Source organism: Timaviella obliquedivisa GSE-PSE-MK23-08B (assembly GCA_019358855.1).
Taxonomy (GTDB): Bacteria; Cyanobacteriota; Cyanobacteriia; order Elainellales; family Elainellaceae; genus Timaviella; species Timaviella obliquedivisa.
Genome location: JAHHII010000002.1, coordinates 141,108 through 159,809, shown reverse-complemented (window position 1 = coordinate 159,809; position 18,702 = coordinate 141,108). Strand labels below are relative to the sequence as shown.

At 48.3% G+C, this 18,702-nt stretch carries 17 protein-coding genes; 6 read left to right on the top strand and 11 right to left on the bottom strand.

What is annotated here, in order from left to right; translation table 11 throughout:
• Positions 1–27 precede the first annotated feature (27 nt).
• Entirely contained in the window at positions 28–1,722 is a 1,695-nt protein-coding gene (locus tag KME11_04190) for a GH3 auxin-responsive promoter family protein (protein ID MBW4514403.1), read from the bottom strand.
• Positions 1,723–1,920: 198 nt separating this feature from the next.
• Between KME11_04190 and KME11_04185 the strand changes: the two genes are divergently transcribed.
• On the top strand, positions 1,921–3,216 hold the full coding sequence (locus KME11_04185; protein MBW4514402.1) for an insulinase family protein: 1,296 nt from the start codon (positions 1,921–1,923) through the stop codon (positions 3,214–3,216).
• Positions 3,217–3,271: 55 nt separating this feature from the next.
• Positions 3,272–4,162 (top strand): fructosamine kinase family protein, encoded by an 891-nt coding sequence (locus KME11_04180; GenBank protein ID MBW4514401.1) that lies wholly within the window; start codon positions 3,272–3,274, stop codon positions 4,160–4,162.
• A 32-nt stretch (positions 4,163–4,194) separates the two neighbouring features.
• On the opposite strand, the gene KME11_04175 is transcribed toward KME11_04180, so the two are convergent.
• Positions 4,195–4,800 carry an orotate phosphoribosyltransferase gene (locus KME11_04175; protein MBW4514400.1) on the bottom strand — a complete coding sequence of 202 codons (606 nt, stop codon included), beginning with the start codon at positions 4,798–4,800 and terminating at the stop codon, positions 4,195–4,197.
• Positions 4,801–5,053: 253 nt separating this feature from the next.
• On the opposite strand from KME11_04175, the gene KME11_04170 reads away from it, so the two are divergent.
• The gene (locus KME11_04170) at positions 5,054–5,560 is read left to right on the top strand and encodes a hypothetical protein (GenBank protein ID MBW4514399.1); all 507 of its coding nucleotides are present in this window, start codon (positions 5,054–5,056) and stop codon (positions 5,558–5,560) included.
• A 113-nt stretch (positions 5,561–5,673) separates the two neighbouring features.
• Here KME11_04170 and KME11_04165 read toward each other — a convergent pair whose 3' ends face one another.
• The 7 genes from KME11_04165 to KME11_04135 form a co-directional block, all read right to left on the bottom strand.
• Positions 5,674–8,070, bottom strand: coding sequence for a heavy metal translocating P-type ATPase (locus tag KME11_04165; protein MBW4514398.1), 2,397 nt, complete (start codon positions 8,068–8,070; stop codon positions 5,674–5,676).
• A gap of 79 nt (positions 8,071–8,149) precedes the next feature.
• A complete protein-coding gene (locus KME11_04160) occupies positions 8,150–9,031 on the bottom strand; it encodes a putative rhamnosyl transferase (protein MBW4514397.1) in 882 nt (293 codons plus the stop codon).
• Positions 9,032–9,049: 18 nt separating this feature from the next.
• Positions 9,050–10,063, bottom strand: a complete 1,014-nt coding sequence (locus KME11_04155; protein MBW4514396.1) for a hypothetical protein — start codon at positions 10,061–10,063, stop codon at positions 9,050–9,052.
• A gap of 71 nt (positions 10,064–10,134) precedes the next feature.
• A complete protein-coding gene (locus KME11_04150; protein MBW4514395.1) occupies positions 10,135–10,494 on the bottom strand; it encodes an STAS domain-containing protein in 360 nt (119 codons plus the stop codon).
• 211 nt (positions 10,495–10,705) lie between these two features.
• A complete protein-coding gene (gene hemF, locus KME11_04145) occupies positions 10,706–11,740 on the bottom strand; it encodes an oxygen-dependent coproporphyrinogen oxidase (GenBank protein MBW4514394.1) in 1,035 nt (344 codons plus the stop codon).
• 235 nt (positions 11,741–11,975) lie between these two features.
• Positions 11,976–12,512, bottom strand: a complete 537-nt coding sequence (locus tag KME11_04140; GenBank protein MBW4514393.1) for a phycobiliprotein lyase — start codon at positions 12,510–12,512, stop codon at positions 11,976–11,978.
• Between the two features lie 246 nt (positions 12,513–12,758).
• Positions 12,759–13,193 (bottom strand): NUDIX domain-containing protein, encoded by a 435-nt coding sequence (locus KME11_04135; protein MBW4514392.1) that lies wholly within the window; start codon positions 13,191–13,193, stop codon positions 12,759–12,761.
• Positions 13,194–13,348: 155 nt separating this feature from the next.
• Here KME11_04135 and KME11_04130 point away from each other — a divergent pair, with 155 nt between their 5' ends.
• Both KME11_04130 and cobQ read left to right on the top strand, forming a co-directional pair.
• On the top strand, positions 13,349–13,765 hold the full coding sequence (locus KME11_04130; GenBank protein MBW4514391.1) for a hypothetical protein: 417 nt from the start codon (positions 13,349–13,351) through the stop codon (positions 13,763–13,765).
• Between the two features lie 36 nt (positions 13,766–13,801).
• Complete coding sequence (cobQ, locus tag KME11_04125) at positions 13,802–15,301, top strand: cobyric acid synthase CobQ (protein MBW4514390.1); 1,500 nt, start codon at positions 13,802–13,804, stop codon at positions 15,299–15,301.
• Between the two features lie 510 nt (positions 15,302–15,811).
• On the opposite strand, the gene KME11_04120 is transcribed toward cobQ, so the two are convergent.
• Together KME11_04120 and KME11_04115 are read right to left on the bottom strand one after the other, a co-directional pair.
• Positions 15,812–15,976 (bottom strand): hypothetical protein, encoded by a 165-nt coding sequence (locus tag KME11_04120; protein ID MBW4514389.1) that lies wholly within the window; start codon positions 15,974–15,976, stop codon positions 15,812–15,814.
• A 116-nt stretch (positions 15,977–16,092) separates the two neighbouring features.
• Positions 16,093–16,845 (bottom strand): Cof-type HAD-IIB family hydrolase, encoded by a 753-nt coding sequence (locus KME11_04115; GenBank protein MBW4514388.1) that lies wholly within the window; start codon positions 16,843–16,845, stop codon positions 16,093–16,095.
• A 95-nt stretch (positions 16,846–16,940) separates the two neighbouring features.
• Between KME11_04115 and KME11_04110 the strand changes: the two genes are divergently transcribed.
• Positions 16,941–18,608, top strand: coding sequence for a peptidase M15A (locus KME11_04110; GenBank protein ID MBW4514387.1), 1,668 nt, complete (start codon positions 16,941–16,943; stop codon positions 18,606–18,608).
• Positions 18,609–18,702: the final 94 nt, after the last annotated feature.

Below are 18,702 nucleotides of genomic sequence, written 5' to 3'. Positions count from 1 at the left end.
AGACACTTTGTAAAGTGGTCAACCTTGCTAACGTTCCATGACCATCTCTTCTTCCATTCTAATTTCTTGCTCAACCCTGAGTCCTGCCAAAAGCTGCCGATCCTCGCTAATATGCGGAAACTTAAGCTGAGACTCGGGAATACCACGTTGAATCATTTGCTGCCGAATCATGGCAAAACTGCCTGGAGCAAAAATTCGTAGACGCGGTGGGGGTACCTGGTCACGACGTTTAACTTCGTAGGAAGTATGAATGGCTTTTAACTGGCGATCGAACTGGGTTAAGAATGCTGTGGGGTCTTGCAAGTGATGCCCTGGGATGAGTTCGATATTGACCCAATAATGGGCAGGAACTTCTCGTTCAGAGAGAGTCACACAAAAATTTTCTAGCGGTAAATTAAAGTCTTGTTGTAATTGCTGCATCACCTGAGTGACATGAAATTCGGTCGTTTTTTCGGTCGTTGAAGAGAGTAAGCCCCCAACCCGATGACGAAACACAATCAGCGGTGTCTGCTCATAAAAACCGACGACCTCTACCACATCGCCAATATCGTAACGATACAGCCCGTTGTAGTTAGTCACTAAGGCACGATAGTGTTTGCCAGGTATTAGTTGGTGAGGCAGTAGCGTTTGAGGCTGATCTACTGTCCATTGGTCTTCGGCAATGAACTCAAAGAAGCCACTTTCGATCGCCAATATCGCTCCATCCTGGTTCAAATCATGGTAAACGCCAAATGTGGCTTCGGCTGAAGCATAGATTCCGCCAAAAATAGGGGTATCACCAAAATATTCTGGAAAGCGCTCAAAGTAAAAGTCGGAGGTACCTCCTCTTGCCGTAATCACAAGGGAGAGATTTTTCCAAACCGTTTTGGGCATTAAGCGTCCCTCGGTTTTGAGGATTTGCCGCAGTTCTGCTGCTCGACGGGGAGCCGCCGACCACAGCCGTTCTAGCCTGATGCGAAGCTGAGGCTCAAGTTTTAGCCAAGGGGCGATCGTCCCGGTTTCTAAGTCGTGGATCAGATCTTCGGCATTACTCTCTAAGTAGTCACATAGGCGCAATGCCAAAATAGGAAAATTTGCACCAATCACCCCCATCTGACGATTTCGCAGAGAAAATAAAAGACAGACATAGTGCCGAGTTAAACTGTCTGCCGGCAAGAACGCTTCATAGGGGTGGGCAAACACCTGGCGCTGAAACCCGCTACTCATGCGCAAACTACCCACACTGACTGGGCCGTACTCAATGCCTGATTTGGTTCGTCCTAGTAACTGCACAGAACTAGTTAACAGCATCTTGCCGATCGGTAAATTTCTGTGTCGTAACGCTTCCATGACAAAGCCAATACTGGCTTGATTGGCTAGCCCTAGTGAACGGCGCGATCGCTTCGTGACCGGAATCAGCTTTTGCTTACCCGTCGAGCCACTGGTTAGGTTCAAGTAAATAACTGGGTCAGGAGTCAGAACATTCGCTTCCCCCTGCACAATCCGCTCAATGTAAGGCTCATAGCTGCTATAAGGCACAATTGGGACACGTTGACGAAATTGCTCCACCGTTTTAATTTCTGCCAATCCATATTCTTGCCCCAGCGCCGTATGTTGATGCGCCTTCAAAAGCGTCAACAAAAACTTCTCCTGAACTGCCTCTACCTGGCGCGTCTTGCGAACAAAACTCATTCTGACTTGTCCGGTAAGGCCTGCCAAAAGAGACATAATTAAATTTGTCATTCCGTACCCCACACCAATCCCTAAATCATCCTTTAGACCCTCGCTAAAAAAGGTTACTAAAGGACAGAACCCTACTCGATTTTGAGTAGACACTTCTCGAACTGTTTATAAGGTTGGCAACTGTGCTTCCTCTGTTTTCACTTCAACGATTAAGATAAATAAAGATACCGCTGGTCGAACCATAACCATAGATAAATAATGACTTTAACCCTGCTCGAATCTACTTCTCCTTCCCTTAACGCTCCTACGATCCATCGCTTGCCCAACGGTCTTACCATTGTGGCTGAACAAGTGCCCGTCGATGCTGTGAATCTCAATATCTGGCTAGGAGTGGGTTCGGCGGTTGAGTCTGATGATATTAATGGGATGGCTCACTTTTTAGAGCACATGATTTTTAAGGGCACCGATCGCTTGCAGAGTGGTGAGTTTGAGCGGATCATCGAGCAGCGCGGAGCAGTCACAAACGCCGCTACCAGCCAGGATTATACGCACTACTACATCACTACAGCGCCGCAAGATTTTGCAGCCTTAGCGCCCTATCAAATCGAAGTTCTGCTTAATGCTGCCATTCCAGATGAAGCCTTCGAGCGGGAACGCTTGGTTGTATTAGAAGAAATTCGGCGGTCTGAAGATAATCCTCGGCGGCGTACCTTTTACCGTTCTATGGAAGCTGGGTTTGAACGCTTGCCTTACCGTCGCCCCGTTTTAGGTCCAGCAGCAGTCGTAGAAAATCTTAAGCCTCAGCAAATGAGAGATTTTCACGCAACTTGGTATCGTCCTCAATCTATGACTGCGGTTGCTGTGGGCAACTTGCCAGTGAATCAGCTCATTGATATTGTGGCTGAAAGCTTTTCTGCCTCTCAAGCCCCCCAGCCTAAGAAGATAGCAGCTTACATTCCTGAAGTTCCTGACTCTAGCCCCGAAGCGCCTTTCACAACTATTACTCGCGACGAATATACTGACCCAACTTTGCAGCAAGCGCGCTTGGTCATGATGTGGCGCGTTCCTGGGATGACCGATCTGCCTCAAACCTACGCGCTGGACGTTCTGTCTTCTGTTTTGGCAAGGGGAAGAACCGCACGCTTGATTAAGGATTTACGGGAAGAGCGGCGCTTAGTAACTAGCGTTTCGGTCAGCAATATGACTTACATTAGCCAAGGCTTATTTTATATTTCTGCCCAGTTGCCTACAGAAAACCTGGCGGCGGTAGAAGCTGCGATCGCCCAACAGATGCGGACTTTGCAGACCGAGCTAGTAACCGCCAACGAAATTCATCGGGTAGGGACTTTAGTTGCCAACCGCTTTGTGTTTGGTAACGAAACGCCGAGCGATCGGGCGGGGCTGTATGGCTACTACCAAGCCATTATGGGCGACTTGGTGCCTGCTTTTAACTATCCGGCATTAATCCAGTCGGTTACTGCCGAAGATGTTCAAGCAGCCGTTCAGCAGTATCTTTCGTCAGAAGCTTATCGGGTTGTCATCATGAAGCCTTAGTGCCCAAGTCTTGACCTAGTTCTAAAACTTTGAGTTGAGAAGGTTTGAAGCTGAAATGTGGGATCAAATTACAGCCAATATTCGGCAGGTCACTGGGCAAAACTTTCAAGGCAACCATCGTCGCCCCGTGGGTGGCGGCAGCATCAACCAGGCTTATGCACTGTCTGACTCTGCTCCGAACCGCGATCGCTCAGATGCTTCTACTTTGGCTTATTTCGTCAAGATTAATCAGGCAAGCCGCGTTGCTATGTTTGAAGCCGAGGCATTAGCCCTGAGCCAAATAGCAGCTGCGAAATCGATTCGCGTGCCACATCCCATTTGCTGGGGCACTGTTGATGGGACTGCTTACATTGTGTTGGAATGGCTTGACCTGGGTTATGGCGATCATCAAGCCTGGGAGGAAATGGGGCAAAATTTGGCAGCCTTACATCGGGTGACTCATTCTCAAGGCTTTGGCTGGGAGCAGTCCAACACTATTGGTTCCACGCCACAGATTAATTCGTGGAAGACAAGCTGGCTAGAGTTTTTTACTGAGCATCGTTTGGGCTATCAGTTCCACCTGTCTCGCCGCAAAGGGGGACGGTTTCCGCAGGCGGAAAAGTTGCTAGCGGCACTGCCCGAAATTTTGGCTGGGCATGAACCCCAGCCTTCATTAGTGCATGGTGATTTATGGTCGGGTAATGCTGCTGTGACTCGGCAGGGAGAAGCCGTAATTTTTGACCCGGCGGCTTATTTTGGCGATCGCGAGGTTGATATTGCTATGACCCAGCTTTTTGGCAGTTTTCCTGCCAACTTCTACAGCGCCTACAATGAAGCCTTTCCTCTCCTGGCGGGCTATCCGCAGCGGCGAATTCTCTACAATCTTTACCATGTCCTCAATCACTTCAACCTTTTTGGTGGCAGCTATGAATCTCAAGCCAACCAGATGATTGAGTCGTTGTTGTGATCTAGCCCGATAATTTGGCTACAGAAATTTGGCTACGGATGCAACTCTGCCCAGCGGATTTGCAAATCTTTAATTGAGAAAACGGTTTGAAAAGCTAGTCCTTCCTGGTGATAAAGCTCTGCGCCTCCTTGGTGGCGATCGACCAGTGCAAGAATCTGAGTGACTTCATAGCCTGCTTGCCGGAGCCTTTCCACCGCCTTTAGAGCAGATTGCCCTGTGGTCACTACGTCTTCTAAAACTGCAACATTCGTTTTGGGGGGCAGCGTTGGACCCTCAATATATGCTTGCGTGCCGTGCCCTTTTGCTTCTTTACGAACAATCAGCGGCGTGAGCGATCGCCCCTCATAGGCTGCAACAACGCTAGCTGCTGTCACCATGGGATCGGCTCCTAACGTTAGCCCTGCGACGGCGGTTGTATCGACTGGCAATAAAGATAATAAAATCCGTCCTACGCCCGCCCCACCCCAGGAATGCAGAGTCACTTGCTTGCTGTTGATGTAGTATGTGCTGGGTTGCCCCGAAGACAAAACAAAATCGCCTTCTTGATAAGCGACTTCGCAAAACAAATCCAGCAAATGCTGGCGCAGTGTGGGCAAGTCAGCAGTGATAGCCAGGGGAACAGAGGTTGAATGATGCATAAACAGAAAGATTATTAAGTCACTAATTGGCAGGCGTTAGGCTTGAGAGCAGAAAAGTCAATGCTTGAGCAAATTTTTATAGCTTTTGTGCCACTCCCAATCATAGACTTTATGATGGATTGAAGCTGATTCATCAGAACTCTAAAAACAAAGGCTTGGGAAAGAAGTCGAAGATTTTGGGCACTCTGGAATGAAGCTTAGAACCGATATTAAGCCTAAAACGGTTGAAACAATTGCGTGAGGAGAAGTATTTATGGGCGTTAGGTTTATGGGCGTATTGAGCTTAATGGCGATCGCCACCCCCATTGTTTTGATTGGCAGTGCCACTATTGCCAATGCTCAGCCAGCCGTGCAACCTTCTGCTGAAGCAGTCCGAACTCTTCCTCAGGCAGTTGAAGATGCCTATTTCCGCAATAGCGAAAACTTTTACCGTAATCGTCAAGTGCCAAACAACTTGACCTGGTTTCTCGGCCCTTTCCCCGAAAATGAAATTGCTGCTGATGGTAGAGCCGTAAATCGTCTTTATGAAGATGCTTTGGCTCAGCAAGTGAGTAACGATCCGCTCATTCGTACTCCTGATCTAGAAAATCCTTATCAAAGTTCGGTGCTAACGGCTCCCATTGTGCCTACTGAAGAACCTATTCCTCCCGCATTCTCTTCACCTTTCAGCCGATCGCCTGTCAACAGTGATAGCGGCAGTCGCAACAATGGCAACAGCAATGGCGGCGGCAGAAGTGCTCCTGTTCCTGCGCTCTGGTAGGTCACGAGCAGCAGCCTGACCTCCATCAGCCTGACTCATAATTGGCTCATAATATAGATTGGCAAAGGCGACCTGAACAGGTCGCCTTTGCTTTTGCTTGCACCTAGAAAACCCTATAGACAGCTAGGGAACTGGCGGCGAAGCAGTAGAGAATTGGTGACTACACTGACCGAACTAAACGCCATTAGTGCGCCAGCAGTAGCAGGGCTGAGGGAGATGCCGAAAGCAGGCAACAGAACGCCTGCCGCGATCGGAATGCCACAAGCGTTATAGGCAAATGCCCAAAAGAGATTTTGGCGGACTTTGTTAAAGGTTGCGCGGCTCAGCCGAATCGACTCTACTACATCGCTGAGGCGATCGCGCATCAATACAATTCCTGCCGTTTCTGTCGCTACATCTGTTCCAGAGTGCATGGCAATCCCCACTTCTGCTTGTGCCAATGCCGGAGCATCATTAATACCATCGCCAATCATGGCTACCTGTCGCCCCTTTGCCTGAAGCTGAGCGATCGCAGCGGCTTTGCCAGCAGGTTGAACGTTTGCCAAAACATCGGCAGCGGTAAAACCTAAAGGCAAGGCGATCGCCTCAGCCGCAGCCTGCTGATCACCCGTCAGCAGCATAACCCGCAATCCCATTTTTCGCAGTTCTGTAACAGTCTGCTGAGCATCGGTTCGCAGCGTATCTTGCACAGCAATTAATCCAGCTAACTGTCCATTTACACCCACATAAATGACTGTTTTCCCGATCGCTCCTGCTGCCTCTACTTGAGTTTTTAACAAATCAACCTGAATGTCGTGTTGTCGCAACCAGTCCTGAGTGCCCAAAACCACCAAACGCCCCTCGATCATTGCCGAAACGCCTAATCCGGGTTCGGTCAGAAAGTTTTGAGCAGACAGTAGCGCCAAACCTTCTGCCTGTTTTTGAATAGCTCTGGCTAGAGGATGCTGGGTGCCGCTCTCAACTGTAGCTGCTAGTTGAAGCAGGTCTGTTGGCGAAAGTTCGGGGTTAAAGGACAGACAATCTGTAACCTTTGGGTTTCCCATTGTCAACGTCCCCGTCTTGTCAAAAACCAATGTATCAATCTGATGAACTTTCTCAAGAATATCTCCACCCCGAATTAGTAATCCTCGCTCTGCACCAATGCTAGAGCCGACTAGAATGGCGGTCGGAGTTGCCAATCCGAGGGCGCAAGGGCAAGCAATGACGAGGGTGGCGATCGCTAATTTAAGACTAAGAAGAAGGGGCGACGGCACTAGATTGACCGGAATAAGCGGGTTGGAATGCATTACCATGTGCCCATTCATATGCCCACTCATCAGCCCACTTTGCCCTGCAAAAATTTGGTCTGCCCAAAGGGGTGCGCCAACAAAGTACCAGAACAGAAATGTGAGCACAGCGATCGCCATGACACCATAGGTAAAGTATCCGGCGATCGTATCTGCCAACTTTTGAATGGGCGCTTTGCGGGTCTGAGCCGCCTCAACTAAAGCAATAATTTTTGCCAACGTTGTATTTCGTCCAATTCGCGTGGCTTTTAATACGACTGCCCCAGATAAATTCAAACTACCAGCCGTCACAGCCTCTCCTGCTTGCTTCAGCACAGGCAATGCCTCACCCGTCAGCATAGACTCATCCACGGTAGTCTGTCCGGTCACGACTTCCCCATCTACCGGAATCTTTTCTCCTGGCAACACTTGCAACCATTCTCCCAGCTTGACCCGTGCTGCTGGAATTTCTACAGAGGTGGTGGCTCCCTTCGTATCTTTCACCAATCGAGCAACCGTAGGCTGCAATGCCATGAGGGACTGAAACGCTGCTGCTGCCCTACCGCGCGCTTGTTGCTCTAAGGTGCGTCCTAGTAAAATAAAGCCGACCAGCATGACAGGTTCGTCAAAAAAACACTCCCAGCCCAGAGCCGGAACGAACAAGGCGATCGTGCTAGCGCTGTAGGCAGTGAGAGTGCCCAATCCGACTAAGGTATTCATATTGGGAATATTGTGGCGCAGACCGTTCCAACCATCTATCAGGAGCGATCGCCCTGGAAATAAGAGCGCTACAGTCGCTAGCCCAAAGTGAAACCAAATATTGCTGAGTCCCGGAATCAGAATGCCAAAATGCTCTAAGTGACCCAGGGCAGAAAGAACGAGGAGCAAGATGGCGATCGCGGCTTGGCTCACTTGCCGCCGAGTTTCTAGCCGTTGTCGTTCAGCAGGACTAATGCCCGTGTTAGTCTCTATTTCCTGATGCCGTGATTGAGTCGGGAAGCCGACTTCCGTCAGCTTTTGCGCCAATATTTCAGGGTCAACGGCTCCTGGCAGACATTCCACCATTGCAACTTCTGTAACCAAATTTACAGTGGCAGTCATCACTCCCGGCTGCTGGGTAAGTTGGTTTTCTACAGCTCGCACACATCCACCACACTTCATGCCGCCCACCTCTAACGTGTAGGTTTCGAGCAGAGTTGGCAAAGATAAATCAGCAGGGGTAGGCTTTTGAGGGATGACTGGCATACAAAATTCTTGAAAACGGTTCCACTTTCCTAAAGCGTAGGTGAAGTAAGACTCGGTTGACCAGAATTTGCAGATTGTTTTAGCGATATCTCAGCTTCCTTAGACCGCGAATCAATGGAGGAAACAAAATGTTCGTGATTTTTCTGGCTTTAACCTGTAAATTATCCCAGATCTTTCGGCTAGAGAGAACATCGAGGACTTCTCTAAATGTCTCCCTCAGCGTTTTAGCCCAGTTCTGCTTCGGAAAATCAATTTCTGAGCAAAAGTTATTATTTAATCGAGCGATCGGTTGCCAGGCAGCGCTCACATCAAACTGAGTTCTGAGATTCTCACCATGAACCGTCATCAACCACATCGGGCAGGTAATGACCTGGCGAGTTTTGTTGCTGGCAACTTCGTGGTGAGGATAGGTTAATGCCGTTTGAAAATTCTGCCGCTGTTCAATGAGAGTATGGCAAGGAGAGGTCAGCCATTCTCGCAAATAAAGCCTTTGTTCCTGAAAGCGGTAGAGGTATCCAAAGGGGAAATTGATAAATTCAAAGTCTTGCTCTCTAAATTGCTGCTGTGTTGCTGCAACAAAATTGTTAGACAGGATATCATCGCTGTCAATGTTGGTGGTAATTAAATGATTGGTGCTAGGTAAAAGATGAGCAGTAATTGCACTTCTGAGCATCATTAAGAACGTCTCTTTGCTGTCAATGTAGACCGGAGTAATTTTAAGAGTAGGCTCATACTTCGCTACGCGCTCTCTAAATTCTTCTGGCAAACCGACATCAAACAGAATGAGCCAAATAAAGTTTGGGTTCGTTTGAGCCTTAATAGCGGGATAGCAAGTTTTTTCAAAAATATTGAATCGATGGTTCAAGAACTCGAGACTGTTGCGCTCTTGGGGCGATCGCAGTTTCAACACATCCCAATCAACATTCATCCGAGTAATGAGGAAATGCTGAAAATAACTCATGACAAATCAAACCTAAGATTAAGGACGGCTGATTTTCCGGCTGATCTTGTTGGTCAAGGTGCGAGACGCTCGGTAGACTTGAGTCCAAAAGCTAGGAGAGCTAAGAATAGGAGTTTGATGAGGATTTTTTAGAAAACGGTAAAGCAGAAACATCTCCTGATATCGCATTCCGACATTTTCTCCCTGTGCCAAACGCGCAAATTTCTCTGCTCCATAATTCATATAGTGAATACGGTGAATCGGCTTTAAGCCATCGGCATTATAGAGAATTTGATCTTTTTCAACAAAGCGGTCAGCGTCGGCACAGTTGCCTGTTCGGTCTTGGCTGTCGGGGCTGAGGGTAAAGTTAAACAGAGAGTATTCTCCTCGCAGGGTCAGGTAGCTAAATAGAAATGCCTCAGCAATCCCATTGATCCAATTGACTTCCTGTTGCTCGACCAGCTTTTGCTTAAGTTCTGATAATTTGTGTGAATCAAACAAGCCGCGCTTGGAGCCAAAAAAGCTAGAGCAATGAATTTGAGTCTGAATCTCTGCGGCTGTTAGCTGCATTGCTTGTTCAATTGGCGGAAACATAAGTGCCGCTGCTGATTCGGGCTTTGCATGTTCCCAATCGTCAAAGACAAAATCGTGATGATCCAGTTTTGCAAAAACCTTGTCTAAAGGCTTCATTGCCAGACAGTCTGCATCGTAGACAACAAACTTTTCAAATTCACCGTCGAACGCAGCATATCGGCGCTGGGCATGTTTTCTCACTTTTACAAGTGAGGCTGAGCTTTTTCGGCTGCCCTGGGGATGGGCTGCCCAGACTTCTTGGGCAAAGGTTTCCCAGCGATGAATGGCAGCGGAATTATTAAACAAGCTAACGTGAGGACGCTCGGCAATTTCTTGTCTAACTTGGGTGAGGCGATCGTCGTAAGGAATGATGCAAACTGGAATCTGGGCGCCAACATTTACTTCAATGCTGTTGAGAAGTGCAATGAGCTGATCGAGGACAGGATCGTTCGCCAGAGTATAAATGCCAAAGGATTGCATCCTTACCTCTTAGGATATGAAGCTAATTTTGTAATTTGAGTGTAGAGAATGAGTATTTTGCGGTCAGCTTGTTAAGTGGCAACAGGGTGGACAGAACCTTCTAGAGCCTCTGCTTCAGTTTCAAAGATTTTAAATACTGAGTCCATCATGGTAACTTCAAAAACAAGTTTGGCTTCTGGATGCACATCACAAAGGCTAAAGCTACCGTTTACTTTGTCTGCATCTCGCATTCCGGCAACAAGTGACGTTAAACCAGAACTGTCAATAAAATTGACTTGCCCCAGATTCACAACAATGTGAGAGCTCACTTTGTTAATGCATTCTTGTAATTTGAGGCGGAACTGCCAAGCGGTGGTGATGTCAAGCCGTCCGCTGGGAGTGAGGACGATGACGGTTTTGCCGCCTGGCGCTGCGTGAATTGTTTGCTCCATTTGGAATATTACCTCTCTTTACGACCGAATAAATAGGCGCACTTCATTCTCAGCGCTGCCGCAAAAATAAAGCCAATTGAACATACTTAGATTGCCCAAGGTAGGGTTTGTTCTCTCTACAGGTAGAGTTTTAACTTTTAACATTAAAAAGAGTTAAGAGAGTAAATTTTAGTTCACCCTCCCAACTCTTTTGTAGATTTTTCGGATTTGATTAAGTAATCGCTGGCTCGCCTAGCCAATTTTGCGGCTTCAGAAAGGTTTCATAAAGCTGTGCTTCGGGCGTATTGGGCTGGGGCTGGTAGCAATATTCCCACCGAACTAAGGGTGGCAGAGACATCAGAATAGACTCAGTGCGCCCGTTAGTCTGGAGTCCAAAAATGGTGCCCCGGTCATAGATGAGGTTGAACTCGACGTAGCGCCCCCGACGGTAGAGTTGGAAGTCGCGCTGACGATCGCCCCATTCTTGACCTTGCCGACGTTCTGCAATTGGCACGTAGGCTGGCAAGAACGATCGCCCGCAGTCTTTAACAAAGGCAAATATTTCCTCCCAGGTGCGCGGCGGTTGCTCACCGATCGCATCACTATAGGCGGCAGAACCTGTAGCATCGGGACCCCGATAAAGCTTGGAGGGAGCACCATCTTGATAGTCGAAGAAAATACCGCCAACGCCACGGGTTTCTTGGCGATGCTTGAGGTAGAAATATTCATCGCACCAGGGCTTGAAGGTGTTGTAGTAATTGGGATTGTGGCGATCGCAAGCATCCTTCAAGGTTTGGTGAAAATGTACTACATCTTCTGTAAAGGGATAGTAGGGCGTGAGGTCAATGCCGCCACCAAACCACCAAACAGGCCCAGCCTCAAAGTAGCGATAATTAAGGTGAACTGTGGGAATGTAGGGATTTTGAGGATGAAGCACCATTGATGTGCCAGTAGCGTAGAACCCATGACCCGCAGCCTCGGGGCGTTGTACCAAAATGGAGGGAGGTAAATCTTTGCCCCAAACTTCGGAAAAGTTTACTCCACCTTGTTCAAAAACTTTGCCTGCTTTAAGAACGCGCGATCGCCCACCGCCCCCATCTTCTCGAGTCCAGCTTTCTTCTTGAAAAGTTTTTTGCCCGTCAAGGCGCTCTAACCCCTGACAAATCTCATCTTGTAAACCCTTCAAAAATTCACTAACACGCTCACGCGAATCGGTCGGAGGAACAGCATTGAAGGGCTTGGTTTCGCGAATGGGTGACTTCACCATAATCTAAATAAATTAATCAAGAAGGGATTAAAAAATGACTGCAAAGTGAGGTCGTATTAGGTAGACTGCCTCAACCTGAATCTAGCCTATAACGGATTGGAACCGATTCAGCAAAATGTAACAAAAGCGAAGGCAAAGTGTTAGCAAAAACTTCTCTAACGGTTAAGAGTTTTTTACTAGCTACTTTGCCCCTGTGGGTGCCTGACGCTCTGACTACTTTTCAAGCTACTTTAATTCAGTCATTGATGCGTTTTTCTAAATATTGCCCAATCATCTGTTGTTCTCCAGCGCGGGAAATGATGGTTTGGCGGGTGCGATAGTTCTGCCCCACTAGCCTGACTTCTTCTTCAAACACTGAGCCTTTGTATTCAGTACGGAGAGCAAGCGTTTCAGGATTTGCCATGGTGTACTTTGCTGTGATGGGCTTGGTGGTGGCAAAGCCGCGATCGCGATATAGCAAGTCACTTGAGACACCAAATAGCGTTGATCCCTGAGATTGCTTTTGCCCCGAAACCGAATCTTTGCTGTCCCAGGTAACTTCTGTGCCACAAGTCATGATGCTTTCGTCGGCTAACTCGTGGAGTTGCGCCAAGTGGCGGAGTGAGTCACAGCCTTGATGCAGAAAACGAATAGTAATGAAGCTGACCATTTCCTTGGTGTCTCCATCTGGCAAGGTGTAGTAGCGGCGATCGGAGTGCCACTGACCGACAGAACGTTCAAAGAATTGGGCAATGACTTGTTCCAGAGTTGAAGCTTGCAGGGATGGGGTCACAGAAATTTCCTCACTCGAAAGGATCGAAGCCCACTCTATAAAGGAAGGCTTGTTGAACAGTTGTAATATAACTTAATCTACACAACCTAGTTGCTTGACGGAAGTATCTTTAGATGCATTTCTTGTTGGACTGAAGCACTTGCATCACCGAGCTTCTGAGAATAGTTTCAAAACGAATGATTTTTACAGAAGCTCGATCGCCAGTCTCAGGATGAAATATAAAGTTTTGATGAGGATTAACCAGAGCTATAAGGGATGAGCCTGCAAATAGTCTTGAACACGTTGCAAGATGCGCCTAGCTTGATCGAAAGTAATGGTTGTTAGCGCAGTATCAAAGTTAACCCAGGTGTAATCTTGGATTTCTTGTTCTTGGCAAGTGACGGCTTTAGATTGAACGATGCCCAAAAAGTAGGTCACTGTTTTCTTTATCAGTTGATCATCTTTTTTAAACCTGTACTGCTCAATAAAAGAAGTATCATTTAGCACTTCACATGACTGAATGCCTGTTTCTTCTGCCAACTCACGGCAAGCAGTGGCGATCGCCGTTTCTCCCGGTTCGGCGTGCCCCTTCGGAAAGCCCCAATGCCCTGCCCAATGGCGAATCAGCAAAAATTGTATCTCAGTTGATTCACTCGTTTTTTCTACAAAAATTGGCACAATGCCAAACGCTTCGTCTTTCATCACAGAATCTTTATCCCAATGTTGCATAAATCGATAGATTCCCTCTAGCCTAGGGCAACATGATCAGATAAGCGATAGATAAATTTTGGGGTTTCGGTCATAATCGCCTTATCGCTACGAGTTTTTACGGGTTTCTAGTTCTTGCGGATTTCTCTATGGCTTCATCTCAATTTGGTTACACCTTGCCGATTCAATACTCTCCTAAAACGATTAAACGGGCAGAGCGGGCAGTGCGGTGTGCTCCTTTTCAATTGGCATTGTTTAATACGATGCGGTGGAAGAGTGTGGAGTTGAGGGCGATCGCTGGAAAAGTAGGCTGGGGGAATGGCTATACTCGCCGTGCTGTTGCAGAACTTGTGGTAGAAACCGAGTTGCTTTGGTTGATTCAGGTGGGTTTATTGCGGCGGGAAGTTGATGGGCAAGGGCTGACCGATAGTTTTAGGTTGACTCCTTTAGGACATCAAATAGTCGAAAAATGGCAAAATCTGGGAAAATCCTTGCCTGCCCCATCTTTGGGCGATCGCTTATATAATGCCTTGAGTCGTTGGCTCCGCGTCCCTAGCTGGATTTAGCTGAGTTGGATTAAGTAATGTTCCTGGAGGTCTTGAATGAAAGCCATCATGGTTGTCGGAACTACATCCCATGCTGGGAAGTCGCTTCTGACTGCGGCATTATGCCGAATCTTAAGTCGGCAGGGATGGCGAGTCACCCCTTTTAAGGGACAAAACATGGCGCTTAATTCCTACGTCACCTCTACTGGAGGCGAAATTGGTCATGCTCAAGCGGTGCAAGCATGGGCGGCTGGAGTGACACCCCGTGTAGAAATGAATCCAATTTTGCTAAAGCCTCAAGGCGACATGACCTCTCAGGTGATTTTAAAGGGTCGGGTTGCTGGGCGAGTTGGGGCAGCAGAATACTATGAACAGTTTTTTGATGTGGGTTGGCAGGCGATCGAAGAATCTCTCCAGCGGTTAAGTGAAGAGTTCGATCTGGTGATTTGTGAAGGTGCAGGCAGCCCTGCTGAAATTAATCTGAAGCACCGTGACCTGACCAATATGCGCATTGCCCGGTATCTTAATGCACCCACGATACTGGTGGTAGATATTGAGCGGGGCGGGGCGTTTGCCCACGTGGTCGGTACCCTAGAACTGCTAGATCCGGAGGAGCGATCGCTTGTGAAGGGGATCATTATTAATAAGTTTCGGGGGCAACAGTCGATTTTGCAATCGGGCATTGATTGGCTCCAAGAGCGGACGGGCATTCCGGTTGTGGGTGTTATTCCTTGGATGGATCAGGCTTTTCCGGCTGAAGATTCGCTGTCATTGGTCGATCGCAATGCTTCTCATTCCAACAGCGAAATCTCGATCTCGGTGGTGCGGTTTCCTCGCATCTCTAACTTCACCGATTTTGACCCCCTAGAGTCTGAACCCAGTGTCACCGTGAAGTACATCAGCCTCAAAGATTCGCTGGGCTATCCCGATGCTGTAATTTTGCCTGGCTCAAAAACCACGATCGCCGACCTGATTGCCATGCAGCGCACTGGAATGGCAGAAGCTATCCAAAATTATGCGGCGGCGGGTGGCACTGTTCTGGGGATTTGCGGCGGCTTCCAAATGATGGGCAGAATGTTGGCTGACCCAGAAGGCGTGGAGGGACAGGAAGGACGCTACAAAGGTCTGGGCTTAGTCCCTCTTAAAACAATTATTACTGGGCAAAAAGTCGCGCGGCAGCGAGTGGTGACTTCTAATTACCCGCAGGCAGGTTTACCCGTCACAGGCTACGAGATTCACCAGGGTCGGAGTCATCTGATAGATACCGAATCTGAGGTAGGAGGAGTCGCTTACAAGCCGTTATTTGATGACCCTAACTTAGGCGTAGTTGATATCACTCAATCGGTTTGGGGCACCTATTTACACGGCATTTTTGATAATGGCCCTTGGCGGCGGGCGTGGCTTAACCGTCTGCGTCAGCAACGGGGCTTAAAGTCATTACCCACGGGTATTTCTAACTATCGTGAGCAGCGGGAGGCAATGCTGGATTCTTTGGCAGATGAAGTCAAGCAACACCTTGATTTAACTCCAATTTTGACGCACCTCGATCGCCAATAGAGGACTTTACTTTATTAAACTGTGGAATATGAACCCCTTCAAAGCCTCTTTCCTTTAGGAGAGGGGTATGGGGAGAGGTTTCTCTGGCTGCGCAGTTAACTAAGCCTAATCCCTAGCCCTTTCCCTAAGAAAGTAGAAGAGCTAAATTCGGTGTCGCTGAGTTCAAGTATGATTTGCTCTCATTTCTTGTTTAGCAACGCCTAATGCTTACAAGGAACTGCCCCGCGATCGCATTGTATCCAGTCACATTCGCGTTGTATCGAGTCACATTCGCATTGTATCCAGTCACATTCGCGTTGTATCGAGTCACATTTGCATTGCATCGGTTGACAATTGTAATCGTCAGCAGGACAAAGGCAATGCCTGGAGTCGCAATCCGATTGTCTTAGGTTCCAATGGCAGTGTAGGACGCGCAATTAGCAGGTTAAGCACTCACAATGGCAGGGTAGAGTGCGTAATCGCTTTTGCAAGAGCGACGACATAGAATGCGATCGCTCCTGAAACGCTGTCCTATCGTACTAAAACACTCATGTACTTGCCGCTGGCAAACGGTGCATGATGGACATGAAGTGGAGGCGCGCTGCTTCGCAGACACCGCAAGGGTCGCTGGCGATCTTTTTGACGTAAAACTCGTTCGTTAAATGCATCACCTGCTCCCGTGTCCCGACGATTCATACCTGCGCTTTGTCGCCATGCGAAACGGGCAGCAGTGCGTTGAACTCCGTAGTTATGCTATTTCCCTATTCAGCAAAGTTCTAATTTCTATCGTAATTTAACTGCTAAGGCGTTAATCAAGACTGCTCGATCAGCAATCGAGCTAGTTCACAAAAACCTTCTGCTTCGGCTGCTTGAGTCACAAATCTAGGCTTGTATTTAATTTGATCAATGTAGTGCCGAATGTTCGCCACTCCCACTGAAACAGGAAAGCGATCGCCATTGAATAAGCTCTCATCATTGGGACTATCGCCAATTGTGACGACTTCCTCCTTTGTCAATTCAGGAAAATATCGCTGCAAAACCTGCTCTAACCCATTTGCTTTGTCTTGTTGCATTAACCGAATATGACACTGTACAGTGCTGTAGGTAAAACCCCAACCTTGGTCATGAGCGCGATCGCTTAATTCCTTCAACTCTGCAACGCTTAACCCTTTGACATCAAATGTCCAGTCGGTCATCCGAAAACGATTGTCTGAGGACTCGTGAATTTGAGGAAAGGCGGCTTGCAAACTTGCAAAGGTTTTAGCGAGGGCTTGTCGATGGGCAACAAGATCCGTGATAGGCACCAGAAGCTCACTATGTTGACCCTTGTAGAATATGGCTCCGTTTTCGGCGATCGCTCCCACAACAGGCAAATACTCTGCTAATCCATTCACCCAACCTGCCGATCGCCCGGTTGTCAGCAACACAGGTATTCCTGCGGCTGCCAAATCATTGAGTGCGATAAGGAGCGCCGACGTAAACTTACTGTTCTGGGTCAATGTGCCGTCTACGTCAGTAGCAACAAGGCGGACTTGTGGAAATGTTAAGGGCAGAGGAAGGAGCATGGGGAATTCGTTGATAATTTTCACAAACTTGACCGCCAAACTGATAAATTCACTTACCATTTATCAGCATCTTAGAAATTTAGCAAGATTCAGCCATGACGGGATTGAATGCAGACCAACGCAATTACTTCTACCTCGGTGAATCAGAGCGGGCAGGTATCCATAAGTCCGTTCTAGCAGCACTTTATGCAGTTCATCGCCATCCTTTACTCAGCGATGGTGAGGTGGGTTTAGGAATTGCGCCTGCCAATCGTATTACGCCTGACCAAGTGAACACTTTCCCTGGACAGGTGCAATTTGCCGCTAATACCGTTCGCAGTATGACTGATAAACTGACGGCGCAGGGCTGGAAGGGTGAAGATCTCTGGAGTCCTGAGCAAGGACGCTATACCGATCGCTTTATTCAAACAATAGCTAAGGGGTTTAACCCAGCTGCCAGCGACCCGGCGGCGGCGCAGTTAGAATCGGTGGATGGGCAGATGCTTGTGCAGGCGTATATCAGTGATATCAATGCCGATTTTAAGGCAGACCAATTGCCTCAAAATTTAGCGTTTCTCGATAAGGCATTAATCACATTTGCAGAGCGAATTCCTCAATATTTTATTAACCTTGCCTATCAACGGGATGCTCTTTTAGAGGCAGTGCGGCTTTGGCGCAAGTTAGAGACTCGGACGGCAGCGATCGCTTCTATCCTCCAGCTAAGCGAAACCGACTCAAGCCTTGCCAATCTAGATGAATCAGGGCTCGATCGCTCTTTGGTACAATTCATCATTCAAATTTCACCGTTCTACGCAGGCTATCCGCACCAGCGAGAAGCATTGTTACGGCTGACCCAGCTTTGGCGACGACTCGATTCGCGGGCAGAGGCGATCGCCTCCCTAGGCGATAACACTTCTGCTGAAACCAATATCAAAATCATCGACTCAGCCCTGATTGCATTTATTCAGCGCATTCCCCAGTACTTTCAAGGCAAAGGCGACCAGCGCAACGCCATCACTGAGGGGTTCCGGCTCTGGCGCGGTTTCGACTCCCGCAGCACTGCTCTAAAAGAACTAGGAATTGATCCTCAAGTCCTGTCTTCTAGCAACCCTAATCCTGGCTCACTTGCCAATGCTGCTGCCCAGCTTGATCGAGAATTGCTCAACTTTCTGAAGCGGTTGCCGACCCAGTACCGTGAAACCGAACCGCAGCGCGAAGCCCTGATCCGATTAGTTCAGCTTTGGCGTGGTTTAGAGACTCGCGACAAATGCATTCAGTCTCTCCTCGACGATTTGCGCCGCATGGAAGGCGCTCGCCGCGACTCTCCCGATGCCTCGCCTCGCCCCGAACCTTTGTCCTTGCCGCCTCGCCCTAGCCGCTGGACACCCGACAATTTGCAAATGCACGCCTCAATCGTTGTCAATGGCAGTTTTACTTGGGCAGAAGCAACCCATGGCGGTACCCGTATGCCGCCCAATTTAGAAACGGTGGATGCGATCGTCCGGATTGCAAAATTGGCGCAGCAAGGGCGCGATCGCATTAATCGTCCGTTCCGCGTCACCAGTTGGTATCGTCCACCCGACATTAACCGCGAAGTAGGAGGCGTATCTCTCAGTCGCCATATTGCCGGCGATGCGATCGACTTTTACTGTGATGGGCTTTCAGGTGACCAACTTTATCGGGCTTTAGATCCTTGGTGGACAGGGGGATTAGGTCGCTATGTTGAATATCCCGAACTTTGCCACATTGATGCCAGAGGATATCGGGCAAGGTGGACTAGGTAAATTGCAGAAGCATGGAATTGTAAAAGCATGGTGTGATTGAAGAGTTGCTGGGCATCTTAAAACTAATTGAATAATCAGACTGATTAACATAGTC